Annotated in this window: 13 protein-coding genes; 8 read left to right on the top strand and 5 right to left on the bottom strand. The window is 61.2% G+C overall.

Annotated features, from left to right (window positions below; genetic code table 11):
- Window positions 1–905 precede the first annotated feature (905 nt).
- A complete protein-coding gene (locus AACU78_RS02755; protein WP_106579703.1) occupies window positions 906–1,736 on the bottom strand; it encodes an IclR family transcriptional regulator in 831 nt (276 codons plus the stop codon).
- 241 nt (window positions 1,737–1,977) lie between these two features.
- Between AACU78_RS02755 and AACU78_RS02750 the strand changes: the two genes are divergently transcribed.
- The 7 genes from AACU78_RS02750 to AACU78_RS02720 are packed head-to-tail and all read left to right on the top strand — an operon-like array spanning window position 1,978 to window position 8,417.
- The gene (locus AACU78_RS02750) at window positions 1,978–3,006 is read left to right on the top strand and encodes an ABC transporter ATP-binding protein (RefSeq protein ID WP_106579702.1); all 1,029 of its coding nucleotides are present in this window, start codon (window positions 1,978–1,980) and stop codon (window positions 3,004–3,006) included.
- The gene (locus tag AACU78_RS02745) at window positions 3,003–3,848 is read left to right on the top strand and encodes an ABC transporter permease (protein WP_106579701.1); all 846 of its coding nucleotides are present in this window, start codon (window positions 3,003–3,005) and stop codon (window positions 3,846–3,848) included. The genes AACU78_RS02750 and AACU78_RS02745 overlap by 4 nt, the downstream gene beginning before the upstream one ends.
- A 4-nt stretch (window positions 3,849–3,852) precedes the next feature.
- The gene (locus AACU78_RS02740) at window positions 3,853–4,647 is read left to right on the top strand and encodes an ABC transporter permease (RefSeq protein WP_106579700.1); all 795 of its coding nucleotides are present in this window, start codon (window positions 3,853–3,855) and stop codon (window positions 4,645–4,647) included.
- Window positions 4,647–4,937 (top strand): (2Fe-2S)-binding protein, encoded by a 291-nt coding sequence (locus AACU78_RS02735; RefSeq protein WP_106579699.1) that lies wholly within the window; start codon window positions 4,647–4,649, stop codon window positions 4,935–4,937. The genes AACU78_RS02740 and AACU78_RS02735 overlap by 1 nt, the downstream gene beginning before the upstream one ends.
- Window positions 4,934–6,277, top strand: coding sequence for an FAD/NAD(P)-dependent oxidoreductase (locus AACU78_RS02730; RefSeq protein WP_106579698.1), 1,344 nt, complete (start codon window positions 4,934–4,936; stop codon window positions 6,275–6,277). The genes AACU78_RS02735 and AACU78_RS02730 overlap by 4 nt, the downstream gene beginning before the upstream one ends.
- The gene (locus AACU78_RS02725; RefSeq protein WP_106579697.1) at window positions 6,274–7,371 is read left to right on the top strand and encodes an NAD(P)/FAD-dependent oxidoreductase; all 1,098 of its coding nucleotides are present in this window, start codon (window positions 6,274–6,276) and stop codon (window positions 7,369–7,371) included. The genes AACU78_RS02730 and AACU78_RS02725 overlap by 4 nt, the downstream gene beginning before the upstream one ends.
- Window positions 7,372–7,385: 14 nt before the next feature.
- Complete coding sequence (locus AACU78_RS02720; RefSeq protein ID WP_106579696.1) at window positions 7,386–8,417, top strand: ABC transporter substrate-binding protein; 1,032 nt, start codon at window positions 7,386–7,388, stop codon at window positions 8,415–8,417.
- A 44-nt stretch (window positions 8,418–8,461) separates the two neighbouring features.
- Here AACU78_RS02720 and AACU78_RS02715 read toward each other — a convergent pair whose 3' ends face one another.
- The gene (locus AACU78_RS02715; protein ID WP_256587033.1) at window positions 8,462–8,941 is read right to left on the bottom strand and encodes a hypothetical protein; all 480 of its coding nucleotides are present in this window, start codon (window positions 8,939–8,941) and stop codon (window positions 8,462–8,464) included.
- On the bottom strand, window positions 8,938–9,861 hold the full coding sequence (locus tag AACU78_RS02710) for an NAD synthetase (protein ID WP_106579695.1): 924 nt from the start codon (window positions 9,859–9,861) through the stop codon (window positions 8,938–8,940). The genes AACU78_RS02715 and AACU78_RS02710 overlap by 4 nt, the downstream gene beginning before the upstream one ends.
- Before the next feature lie 176 nt (window positions 9,862–10,037).
- Here AACU78_RS02710 and AACU78_RS02705 point away from each other — a divergent pair, with 176 nt between their 5' ends.
- Complete coding sequence (locus AACU78_RS02705; RefSeq protein WP_106579694.1) at window positions 10,038–10,526, top strand: Hcp family type VI secretion system effector; 489 nt, start codon at window positions 10,038–10,040, stop codon at window positions 10,524–10,526.
- A 19-nt stretch (window positions 10,527–10,545) separates the two neighbouring features.
- Here the strand turns inward: AACU78_RS02705 and nadE are convergent, their stop codons facing one another.
- Both nadE and pncB read right to left on the bottom strand, forming a co-directional pair.
- Complete coding sequence (nadE, locus tag AACU78_RS02700; RefSeq protein ID WP_106579693.1) at window positions 10,546–11,361, bottom strand: ammonia-dependent NAD(+) synthetase; 816 nt, start codon at window positions 11,359–11,361, stop codon at window positions 10,546–10,548.
- A gap of 77 nt (window positions 11,362–11,438) precedes the next feature.
- Complete coding sequence (pncB, locus tag AACU78_RS02695; RefSeq protein WP_256587032.1) at window positions 11,439–12,638, bottom strand: nicotinate phosphoribosyltransferase; 1,200 nt, start codon at window positions 12,636–12,638, stop codon at window positions 11,439–11,441.
- Window positions 12,639–12,732 lie beyond the last annotated feature (94 nt).

The raw sequence follows: 12,732 nt of genomic DNA, 5'->3' as shown, positions 1-12,732 counted from the left end.
GGCTCGACTGGGTGTTACTGATACACCGAGGCGCCTGCATCGCAGGCAAGCCAGCTCCCACAGAACAGCAAAAGCACTGCGGTGCTAGTAGCTGAACTCGGTCAATGTGGGAGCTGGCTTGCCTGCGAAGGCGTCGACTGGGTGTTACTGATACACCGAGGTGCCTGCATCGCAGGCAAGCCAGCTCCCACAGAAAAGCAAAAGCACTGCGGTGCTGGCAGCTGAACTCGGTCAAAGTGGGAGCAGGCTTGCCTGCGATGGCATCGACTGTGTGTCGCTGATAGACCGAGGTGCCTGCATCGCAGGCAAGCCAGCTCCCACAGAAAAGCAAAAGCACGCGGTGGTGGAGGCTGCACTCGGTCAAATTGTGGGAGCGGGCTTGCTCGCGAAGGCGGTGGGTCAGTCAGCTCATGTGTAGCTGACACACCGCATTCGCGAGCAAGCCCGCTCCCACATTTGGATCGCAGTGCATCAGATAGAAGCGCGTTGCTGTGCTGTTGCTGTGCTTTTGCTTTTACCACTCAGGTCGGCTACTAGGCCGCCGTGCTCTGCTTTTGATCTGCTTTTGACTTTGATCTGACAGGCCCCGTCAACCACGCTGGCCGAACGCAGGCTTGAATCCGTGGGTAACCCGGCAGGACGCCGGGTTAGCCGCGTTGGGCCATGGATGGCCCGTCGCGGCGGCCCACGGATTCAAGCCGGAGTGAGGGCACACCGAGCCTAAGCGAGGGGCCGAGTGGTGGGGCACAGACCTTTTGGTTACTTTTGGCTGGGCCGGCATTCCGGGCGTTTGCCAAAAGTGACCCGCTGTAAGAGCGGAACCGCCAGCCGCCGTTACCGCAGCAACGGATACGCACTCATATCTACCAAAACCACCCACGGCCTCCCGTCGGCAACCACCCAAGCTACCCACCAAAAGTCTGCGAAGGCCGGCGCAACGTCGGATCAAACGGATTGATCCTCGGCCCGATCGCCGCCGCCTCACGCTTGAGCAACTCCACCACCATCGGCAACCGGCTAGGCCCCAGACGATCACTGATCGTCGCCACACTCAACGCCGCCACCGCATACCCCTCGCGATTCAAAATCGGCACCGCCAACCCCGCCATGCCTTCCAGCACGCCGGTGTTGCGCGCGGCATACCCCAGGCTGCGCACATTCTCCACCTCCGAACGCAGCAGCACCTCGTCATACAGGTGAAAATCCTTGAGCCGAGGCAAGTTGTAGCGAATCACCGTCTCACGCTCCTCCTCCGGCAAGAACGCCAGAATCGCCAAACTGCCCTGCCCTACGCCCAACGCCACACGCCCGCCAATATCCCCGGTAAAAGTGCGGATCGGGTACGGCCCTTCGCTGCGGTCCAGGCAGACCGCATCAAAACCACTGCGTGCCAGCAAAAACAGCGAATCACCCAACGACGCACTCAAGCGCAACATGCTCGGCCGCACCAGGTCGCGCAGGTTGCCGGTCTTGCCCGCGTTCGCCGCCAGCGCGAAGAACTCCAGGCTCAGGCGATAACGCTTGCTGCGCGCGTCCTGCTCGACCATCCCCTCATCCATCAGGCTGCGCAACAGGCGATGGGTGGTGGGCTGCGACAGGCCCACCTGCTGCGCCAGTTGAGTCACGCGTTCGCCGCCTTCAGGCACCTCGCCCAATGCACGCAACAGCGCGAACACCCGCGACACGCTGCCCGAACCCACTTCTTTGCCGCTGCCATTCCGCTCAGTGGAATCCATATCACATAATCTCGGCGTAAATTCTGCTGAATGAATAAATTGGAAAATAATAGTCCGTTGAGTGAAATTCCATCTTCCGCCCATCCTAGTCTTCGTCCTAATCTGCGTCCACAGGGGCGAAATGAACAACAAACGGCAGCCGACTCGAGATCGAGCGCCACCGCACCCGCAACACTCTTTTCGCATCTGCCCAAAACAAAAAAGCGCGTTTCGACGCGACTCAAAAAGGTGGAACGCAGACATGGCTTTTCTCCAACTCAACGCCTTGAGCAAACGTTACGGCGCCGTCGACGCGGTGGTCGCCACTGACCTTGCGGTAGAAAAAGGCGAGTTCGTTTCCCTGCTCGGTCCCTCGGGCTGCGGCAAAACCACCACCCTGCAAATGATCGCCGGCTTCGTCGACGTGAGCGGCGGGCAGATCCTGCTCGACGGCCGCGACATCACCCACGCCAAACCCGCCAGCCGTGGCCTGGGCGTGGTGTTCCAGAGCTACGCGCTGTTCCCGCACATGACCGTGCGCGACAACGTCGCCTTCGGCCTGAAGATGCGCAAAGTGCCGGCCGCCGAAATCGCCAGCAAGGTCAAGACCGTGCTGGAACTGGTGCGCCTGGCGCCGCACGCCGAGCGCTACCCGCGTGAGCTCTCCGGCGGCCAGCGCCAGCGTGTAGCGCTGGCCCGCGCGCTGGTGATCGAGCCGCCGGTGCTGCTGCTCGATGAACCGTTGTCCAACCTCGACGCCAACCTGCGCGAGGAAATGCAGTTTGAAATCCGCCGCATCCAGTGCGCCGTGGGCATCACCACCTTGATGGTCACCCACGACCAGGCCGAAGCGCTGTCGATCAGCGACCGCGTGGTGGTGATGCAGGCCGGACGCGTCACGCAGATCGACGCACCGTACAAGCTCTACGAACACCCACGCACGCGCTTCATCTCGGACTTCGTCGGCAAGGCCAACCTGCTGCCGGGCGACTACGACGAACTCGGCACCCCACAAGTGCGCCACGCCAGCGGCGACGGCGAGCTGACCCTGAGCCTGCGCCCGGAAAAAATCACCTTGGTGGCCGCAGGCAGCGGGCGCGTGCAAGGCAAGGTCCTCGACAGCTACTTCTTCGGCAGCCAATGGCTGTACCGCGTCCACACCTCGCTTGGCGAAATCACCGTGGTGCGCAGCAACGACGGCAGCGCGCCGCTCGGTTGCGGCGCGGCAGTCGGCCTGGACTGGCACGCCGGCCTGCTGCGCGTACTGGCGGCGGATGAGGTGCGCGCATGAGTCGGGGTTATCTGCTGTCGTTGCCGGCCCTGGCGCTGTTCACCGGGCTGTTGATTTTGCCGCTGGTGATGACGCTGGTGCTGTCGTTCAACGTGTTCGACTACCAGGTGGGCGTGAAGGCGGATGAATGGACCTTGGCGCATTACCTGTCGCTGTTCAGTGATGCGTACTTCTATGAAATCTTCTGGCGCACCTTCTGGATCAGCGCGCTGGTGACCTTGCTGTGCGTCGTGATCGGCGTGCCCGAGGCTTACATTTTGAGCCGCATGGGCACGCCGTGGCGCTCGATCTTCCTGATCCTGATCCTCACGCCGTTGCTGATTTCGGTGGTGGTGCGCGCCTTTGGCTGGAGCCTGCTGCTGGGTGCCGACGGGCTGGTCAACCAAGTGATCCAGGCCCTCGGCGGGCGCCCGGTGAAACTGCTGTACACACCGTTTGCGGTGATCATCGCGCTGGTGCACGTGATGCTGCCGTTCATGATCATTCCGGTGTGGACCTCGCTGCAAAAACTCGACCCGTCGGCAGAACAGGCGGCGCTGTCACTCGGCGCCAGCCAGGCCACGGTGATGCGCAGGATCGTGTTGCCGCAGGTGATGCCCGGCGTGCTGTCCGGCACGTTGATTGTGTTCGGCCTGGCGGCCAGCTCGTTTGCGATCCCCGGCCTGCTCGGCGGGCGCCGCCTGAAAATGGTCGCCACGGTGGTGTACGACCAGTACCTCTCGGAACTCAACTGGCCCATGGGCGCGACCATCGCGGTGGTGCTGCTGTTGGTCAACCTGCTGATCATGCTGAGCTGGAACCGCATGGTCGAAAGCCGCTACAAAAAGTCCCTGGGGGTTTAAGCGCATGTCCAGAAACGGTCCTTTGGCCCTCGGTTTTCATGGTGTGGTGGTGCTGTTCATGATGGCGCCGCTGGTGGTGGTGTGCCTGGTGGCCTTCACCCCGGGAAACACCTTGAGCCTGCCGACGTCGGGCTTCTCGCTGCGCTGGTTTCGCGCGGTGTTCGAGCGCGCCGACTTTATCCAGGCGTTCTATAACAGCCTGATCCTGGCGTTTACCGCCGCTACCCTGGCCACGCTGATTGCAGTACCGGCGGCCTTGGCGATCAGCCGTTATCAGTTCCCGGGGCGCGACTTTTTCAGTGCGTTGTTCCTGTCGCCAATCATCATCCCGCACCTGGTGCTGGGCGTGGCGATGCTGCGTTTGTTTGCGCTGATGGGCGTAAATGGCAGCTTCACCTGGCTGATGCTCGCCCACGTGGTGATCATCACCCCGTACGTGCTGCGCCTGGTGCTGGCAGCGGCAATCGGCATTGACCGCAGCGCCGAACAGGCGGCGCAGTCGCTGGGGGCCAGCCGCTTTACGCTGTTTCGCCAGATCACCCTGCCGATGATTCTGCCCGGTGTGGCCGGCGGCTGGTTGTTGGCGTTCATCAACAGTTTCGATGAGGTGACGCTGTCGATCTTCGTCAGCTCGCCGGCCACGCAAACCCTGCCGGTGCGCATGTACGTGTACGCCACCGAGTCCATCGACCCGATGATGGCGGCGGTGTCGGCGCTGGTGATTGCGCTGACCGCAGCAACCATGATTCTGCTCGACCGGGTCTACGGCCTGGACCGCGTGCTGGTGGGGAAACATTGATGGCGTTGTTCAAAAGATTGGCCGAAACCCAGCGCCCGGCAGTGGCCTTCACCCTGGATGGGCAACCCGCTACGGGCTTGCTCGGCGACACGTTGCTGACCGCCGTGCTGACCTGTGCCGAGCACCTGCGCGGCAGCGATTTCAGCGCCGAGCGCCGGGCCGGGTTCTGCCTGATGGGCGCCTGCCAGGATTGTTGGGTGCGGCTGCAGGACGGGCGCCGCGTGCGCGCCTGTGCGACGTTATTGGAAGAAGGCCAGGCAATCAGCCGTGATCCGGGGCGCCAAGCATGAAGCCGATTGTGATTGTGGGCGCAGGGCCGGCCGGCATCAGCGCGGCGCGCACCCTGCTCGACCACGGCGTCACGCCGTGCCTGGTGGATGAAAGCCTGCGCGGCGGCGGGCAGATTTACCGGCGCCAACCGGCCAACTTCCAGCGCTCGGCCAAGCAGCTTTACGGGTTTGACGCCAGCAAGGCCGAGGCCGTGCACCGCACCATGGATGAGCTGGCACCTTTGATCGACTACCGGCCGCAAACCCTGGTGTGGAACGCCGAGGACGGGCGCCTGGATATGCTCAACAACGGCCGTGCCGAGAGCGTCGAGTACGCGCAACTCATCGTCGCCACGGGCGCCACCGACCGCATCCTGCCGGTGCCCGGCTGGACCTTGCCCGGCGTCTACAGCCTGGGCGCGGCGCAAATCGCCTTAAAGTATCAAGGCTGCGCCATCGGTGAGCGCGTGGCGTTTTGTGGCAGCGGACCGTTGCTGTACCTGGTGGCGTATCAATACGCCAAGGCTGGGGCCAAGGTGGTCGCGGTGCTCGACAGCGCACCCTTCAGCGCGCAATGCCGCGCCTTGCCTGCATTGCTCGGGCAACCGGCGACGCTGGCCAAGGGTGTGTATTACCGCGCCTGGCTCACGGCCCATGGCATTCCCGTGCACCAGGGCGCGACGCTCACGCAGATCGACGGCGAACAACGGGTCAACGGTATTCATTGGGGCGAGCACACGGTGGAATGCGATGCCGTGGCCTTCGCCCATGCTTTGCGCAGCGAGACACAGCTGGCGGATTTGCTCGGCTGTGAGTTTGCCTGGAACAGCTTGAACCGCGCCTGGTTGCCGAAGCGCGACAGCGCCGGGCGCAGCAGTGTCCACGGCGTGTACCTGGCAGGCGATGGCGCCGGAATCATGGGCGCCGACGCGGCGCAGATGGCCGGTGAGCGCGCCGCGTTGGCGGTATTGGAAGACGCTGGTATCGCCACTGATCATCGCCGCATCGCCGTTCTGGAACAGCAACTGGCGAGCATCCAGCGCTTTCGCCACGGCCTGGAAACCGCATTCCCCTTCCCCGAACACTGGGCCGCACAGGCGCCGGATCAACTGATGCTGTGCCGCTGCGAAGAAGTCAGCGTCGGCGAGGTGCGCGCGGTGGTGGATGAAGGCCACTGGGAAATCAATCGGGTCAAAGCCCATTGCCGCGTCGGCATGGGCCGCTGCCAGGGCCGCATGTGCGGGCTGGCAGCGGCGGAAATTGTCGCCGAGCGCAGTGGCCGCGGGATTGAACACGTCGGCCGCCTGCGCGGCCAGGCGCCGATCAAGCCGCTGCCGTTTGGCGTAGAGGTGCAGCCATGATCGACGTGATCGTGTTGGGCGGCGGCATCGTCGGCGCTTCGGCGGCCTTGATGCTGGCGCAAAAAGGTCAGCGCGTGGCGTTGGTAGAGCGCGACTTTTGCGGCTCGCATTCCAGTGGCGTCAACTACGGCGGCGTACGCCGTCAGGGTCGGCCGTTGCATCAATTGCCGATGTCGCAGCGCGCCCATCAGTTGTGGGCCGACTTGCCGGGGCTGATCGGCATCGACGGCGAGTACGTGCGCTCCGGGCATTTGAAGTTGGCGCGCAGCCATGCCGATTTTGCCGCGCTGCACACCTATGCCGAGCAAACCCGAGGCTTTGGGCTGAGCTTGCAGTTGTTGGATCACGCGCAGCTGCGCGCGCGATTCCCTTGGGTCGGCGATATCGCGGTCGGCGCCTCATTGTGCCCTGAAGACGGGCACGCCAACCCGCGCCTGGTGTCGCCCGCCTTTGCCCGCGCCGCGCAGCGCCAGGGTGCTGAAGTATACGAACAGGCCGAAGTGGTGCGCATCGAACATGACGGCCAGCGGTTCCAGGTGCACTGCGCCAACGGCCTGCACCTGCACGCGCCGTGGCTGCTCAACTGCGCCGGCGCCTGGGCCGGGACCGTCGCCGCGCAATTTGGCGAACCGGTGCCGATCACCTCGGCGCACCCGGCGATGCTGGTGACCGAGCCGTTGCCGGTGGTGATGGACGTGAGTACCGGCGTTGAAGGCGGCGGCATTTATGCGCGCCAGGTCGCCCGTGGCAATTGCATTCTTGGCGGCGGCCGGGGCTTTGCCCTTGGCCCGCTGACGGCGCGTCCGGGGCAGGCAGCGGTGCTGGAGATTTTGCGCAACGCAGGCGAACTGTACCCGTTTCTCAAAGGTGCCCAGGCGATACGTACCTGGAGCGGCACCGAAGGTTACTTACCCGATCACGAACCGGTGATCGGCCCCAGCGGCACCCAGCCTGGCCTGCTTCACGGTTTCGGCTTTGCCGGCGCCGGGTTCCAGCTCGGCCCTGCGGTCGGTGAAGCCCTGGCAGAGATCGTCTGCAGCGGGGCCAGCCGGCAACCCATCGAAGCGTTTTCCATCCGTCGTTTCCAAGCCTGAGAGGAAAAACACCCATGCACACACGTATCGCGCTGTCCTGCTTGTCCCTCGCGTTGCTCGCCTCCACCGCGCATGCCGCGCCCACGCTGTACCTGGGCATGAACGGCGGCACCATGGAGCGGGTGTACGCCGACAAGGTGCTGCCCGCGTTCGAGAAGGCCAATAACGTCAAGGTGGTGATCGTGCCCGGCACCTCGTCGGACATCCTCGCCAAGGTCCAGGCCAACAAAGACAACCCGCAAATGCACGTGATGTTCCTCGACGACGGCATCATGTACCGCGCCATCTCCATGGGCCTGTGCGACAAACTTGCACCGAGCGCGCCCTTGGACCAGATCCCGGCCAAGGCCAAAATCAAGGACGAAGCCGTGGCGGTAACGCTGGGCGTCACAGGCCTTGGCTACAACGCCAAGATGTTCAAGGAAAAAGGCTGGGCCGCGCCCACCTCGTGGATGGACCTGGCCGACCCACGCTTCAAAGACAAGGTGGTGTTCCAGTCCCTGGCCTCCTCCACCTTCGGCCTGCACGGCTTTTTGATGTTCAACCGTATCCAGGGCGGCTCCGAAACAGACGTAGAACCGGGCTTCAAGGCCTGGCCGAAAACCATCGGCCCCAACGTGCTGGAATACATCGCCAGCTCGGCGAAGATTTCCGAGATGGTGCAAACCGACGAGGCGGCGATTTTCCCTCTGACGCCGACCCAGGTGACCACGCAGAAACTGCTGGGCATCCCGATGGAATATGCGCAACCCAAGGAAGGCGCCGTGGTGCTGAACGTGGCCGAGTGCGTGATCGCGCGTAACGACCAGCCGGAACTGGCGCAGAAACTCGCAGCCTTCCTGCTGACTGCCGAAGCCCAGGCGCCGGCGTTGGAAGAAGGCGACCAAATCCCGTCGAACCCGACCACGCCGACCACCGATAAAACCCGTGCGCGGGTGGAGGCCATGCAGGGTTACTTGCAGACGGCGATTTCGATTGATTGGGACCAGGTGAATCAGGCGCGACCGGAGTGGAATGCGCGCTGGAGCCGCTCGATCGAGCGGTAATTTGAAATAACGGATCGCTCCCACGCATTGCGTGGGAGCTAACGTTAGTTTGCTCTGCGCGCTTTGGCTTTGAGCTTATTTGAGTATTTTTTGTAGATCACTCTCGTCGCATTCCGTTGAATGTGGATTTCAAATAGCTTTTGCCGCATTTCTCGATGGCGGTGCGTATTGAGCAGAAGCAACCCGAGGAGCGGAAACGCAATCCCCAGAGAAAACGCCAGTGTATGCGGTCGGTATTGAATCATTGGTAGCACCAGCATCAGGGAGAAAGCGAAATAGCTCATCAACAGGCTAGCGGCCCATTTGCGACCTCTCGCAATCATGAAGTTGGCAAACGCCAAAACAGCGGTCATCGACAGAAGCCCCCAACCAGACACTTCAGCTTGCAGGGATGGCTCGAGGCTACGCAAATAGGATGTGTCCACCAGGACAGTGACCATGGCACCTGCAAAGATGCCCATGAATATTGTGCCAATGAACACTGGAAAGTAACGGATGAGAAAACCGGCAACTGACTCACTCACTCTGCAACTTCCTCGTACAAGCCAATAGCAATGGTTGTAGCGCTGCCAACATGGCCGTTTCGATAGCTCCCAATCAGCCCCAATGCACTGCCCAAGACGTCCTTCAACTGAGTCAATGTGGCATGACGGATTTGGTGGGCACTGTAGCTTTTAGGTAATGCTCCCGCTCTTTGCTGCAGTTTCAGTAACTTTGAAGTAAGGCGAGGATCTCTCAGGGTCAATAACTCGTTGGTCAGTTTTTTACGCTCTTGGCGAGATAATCCTCGTAGTACCTCATACCAGCTTTTACCCAGCGTCTTCTTATTCGCTTTTAGCAGTCGTACCGTCGTCAACGTACCGGTTCCAATCCCTACCAGAGAAATTCCATCAAGCAGCGGAGAAACAGCGTTGTACCAGTCGGAATCATCCATACGGTCGTTGGCGTCCGGCCTGTAATGTTCGTTAAAAGTCCGAACCGCGCCAATACCGCATTGCGCGCTACTGGCAAGACTGGCCGACACACCCGCTGCGACAACAAAACTGCTGACACCGCCTGTGAATGGCATCGCCACTGAGCCACTCAGTACAACAAGCCAGCCCAACACTGCAGCACCGCAAGACAAGGATGCATTAATCGCTTCAAATGCGAGCTGCGACTCCCGCGGCTCATGCTCCAACCGCCGCACAAAATCCAATCGTGCCATCGACGCTGGCATCTCGCGCAAAATCACGCGTTTGGGCAAAACGCTGCAAATCGGCTGAAACTCGCGCAACGTCACCGGCCATAACTGTGAATCGAGATACACCACCCCTGCCCCGGCAATCGCCGGGTCGGCATCAATGGCGGCGAACAGCCGACGTAGATCCATGCTGCTTTCTACCCGTTCACGGGTGGTGCGGTGGGCGCTGGAGAAACCGTCCTTGAATACGCTGGAAGCCATTCCGTTTTTGCTCCTGATTTCACAAGAGCGCAGAGGGTATCCGGCAAGAATGTCGGAAAGTTTCCTTTTTCTAGACGGCCGCTTCCTATTGTCACCTTGGAGCCTTGTGGACAATCGTAGGAATCGGAAAAGTACGCCCGCGCCATTTCCGGCGAACGATCAGACAAGGGGCAAGCATGGCAATGGATATGTTTTTGAAGCTTGGCGATATCAAGGGCGAGTCCAAGGACCAGGCACATCGTGATGAAATCGATATATCGTGCTGGGGTTGGAGCATGACGCAGTCAGGGTCGATGCACAGCGGCACAGGCGGCGGAGCCGGCAAAGTCAATATCGCCAATATTGCTGTCGAAAAGTCTTTGGACAAATCCACACCCAACCTGATGATGGCCTGCGCAACCGGCAAGCACTATCCGGAAGCTCGAATTGTGGTGCGCAAAGCGGGAGGTGCTAGCAATGTGGAGTATCTGGTGATCACCTTGAAGGAAGTCATGGTGGCCTCCTATGAGACGCGCGCCGCAGCAACCAATGATGTACTGACCGAGGAAATCAGTCTTAACTTTGCCAGGATTGAAGTCAGTTACCAGCCGCAGAAAGACGATGGCGGCAAAGAGGGTGGACCTGTCCGGTTCGGCTGGAACATTCGCGAAAATATCAAAATCTAGATAACGAGTGATCCCCGACTTAGTCGGGGATCACGGGCAGCGCACGTTTGTGCGCGGTCTTGCGGTAGGCGCCTTCAACAATCGCCCGCCCCCGCTCACTCACCGGCTCGCCCATCAGGTAAGCGTCGATTTCTTCATAAGTGCAGCCGTAAGCCTGCTCATCCGCCTTGCCTGGCGCCAATTCTTCGAGGTCGGCGGTCGGTAACTTGTGCACCAGGTTGCCCGGCGCACCGAGGGCATTGGCCAGCAGCCGCACCTGGGTCTTGGTCAGGCCCGACAGTGGTGCGAGGTCGCAGGCGCCGTCGCCGAATTTGGTGAAGAAGCCCATCACCGCTTCGGCGCCATGGTCGGTGCCGACCACCAGGCCGCTGTGCAAGTTGGCCACGGCGTACTGCGCGATCATCCGTGTGCGCGCCTTGACGTTGCCTTTGATGAAATCCACATGCGCGGCGCTGGCTTCGGTCGCGGTGAGGCTGGCCATCAGACCGTCAACGCTGGCGGCGATATTCAAAGTGTCGATGTGATCCGGCTTGATGAAATCCAAAGAGGCCTGGGCGTCGCTTTCATCGGCCTGGGTTTTGTACGGCAGGCGCATGGCGATAAAACGCGCGACGTAGTCTTCGGCACGCAGTTGCTCCACGGCCAACTGGCACAGACGGCCCGCCGTCAGGGAATCGACGCCGCCGCTGATGCCCAACACCAGCGCCTTGCAACCGGAGTGGCGCAAGGTGGTCTTGATGAAGTCGATGCGCCGTTGAATCTCCTGCGGCTCGCCGCCCTTGACGAGCGCGCGGTTGATGTTCAGTTCTTGGGCGATACGTGCCTGAGTTTGCATATCACACCTCTCTATATGACGTGGATTGACCTGTGGGAGCGGGCTTGCCCGCGAAGACGGCGTGTCAGTCAACACCTTCAATGCTGAGCCACCGCCTTCGGGAGCAAGCCCCCTCCCACAGAAAACACCTTCGCCGCGTACTGCAAAAACGAGGCGTCTTCACAGACGTTCTTGATCGGGTCATCGGAAAACTTCACCACCGGCTCACCGTGCACACGCACCAGTTTCATCACGATGCTCAACGGCTCCACACCCTCGACATCGCAGGCCAAACTGGTGCCCATGCCGAAACCGAACCTGGCCTTGCCACGGATGTGTCGCAGGATCGGCAGGCATTTTTCGAAATTCAGGCCGTCGGAGAACATCAGGTCCTTGGTCATCGGGTCGATGCCCAGCTGCTTATAGCGCGCCAGGACTTTGTCGGCCCAGACAATGGGATCACCGGAGTCCTGGCGCAGGCCGTCGTAGAGCTTGGCGAAGTACAGGTCGAAATCCTTGAGGAAAAAATCGGTGCTGATGCAGTCGGTCAAGGCGATGCCGAGGCGACCGCGGTATTCGCGCACCCAGTTTTCCAATGCGGCGTTCTGGCTCTCGCGCAGGCGCCCCAGTTGCTGGTGCACCATCAGCCATTGGTGGGCCATGGTGCCGATCAGCGGCAGGTCGAATTCGTAGGCCAGGTGGGCGTTGCTGGTGCCAATGAACTGCCCGGGGAAGTCGCGGCGCATGATGTCCACCACTTCGCGCTGGGCCTTGAACGACAGGCGCCGACGTGTGGAAAAGTCCGAGACGCGCAGGTCGGCCAGCTCCTCACGGCTGAGGTTTTTCTCCAGCCAGTCGAACTTCTGGTAGAGCTTGCGCGTGACGTCTTCCAGGCTCACGTCGGGGTATTTGTCGCGGTTGCGCAATTCGCTGACCAACGCCAGCACCGGCTGTTCGAACATGATGCAGTGCAGCATCGGCCCGACCACGCGGATGTTCAGTTGGCCATCGACCTCGCTGACGTGGATGTAGCGCAGGTTGAAGCGGAACAGGCCCAGGAAGCGCTCGTAATCGGGGGTCAGGTATTCGCGAAAGCGTGGGTTGAACAGAAAACGCAGTTCGCCTTCGCGCATCTGCAGGCCGGCGAGTTTCTCCAGCTCGTCGCGCAATTGCGGAATCAGGTGACCGAGCTTTTCCTTGGCGCGGACGATGAAGTTGTATTCCACGTCGACATTCGGGTGCTGGTGCAGCACGGCCTGCATCATGGTGAAGGTGTAGTAGCACCCGTGAGTTTTCAACGATTGACTGATCCCTGTGAATTCCGCAAAAAATGGACAACCTAGTCTCAACGTTTTCTAGAACATGCGCCCCAGGTGCCCCTTCCTGCTTCTC

The sequence above is a fragment of the Pseudomonas sp. R9.37 genome, assembly GCF_963878885.1.
Classification (GTDB): domain Bacteria; phylum Pseudomonadota; class Gammaproteobacteria; order Pseudomonadales; family Pseudomonadaceae; genus Aquipseudomonas.
This window is presented reverse-complemented; position numbering and strand designations above follow the sequence as displayed.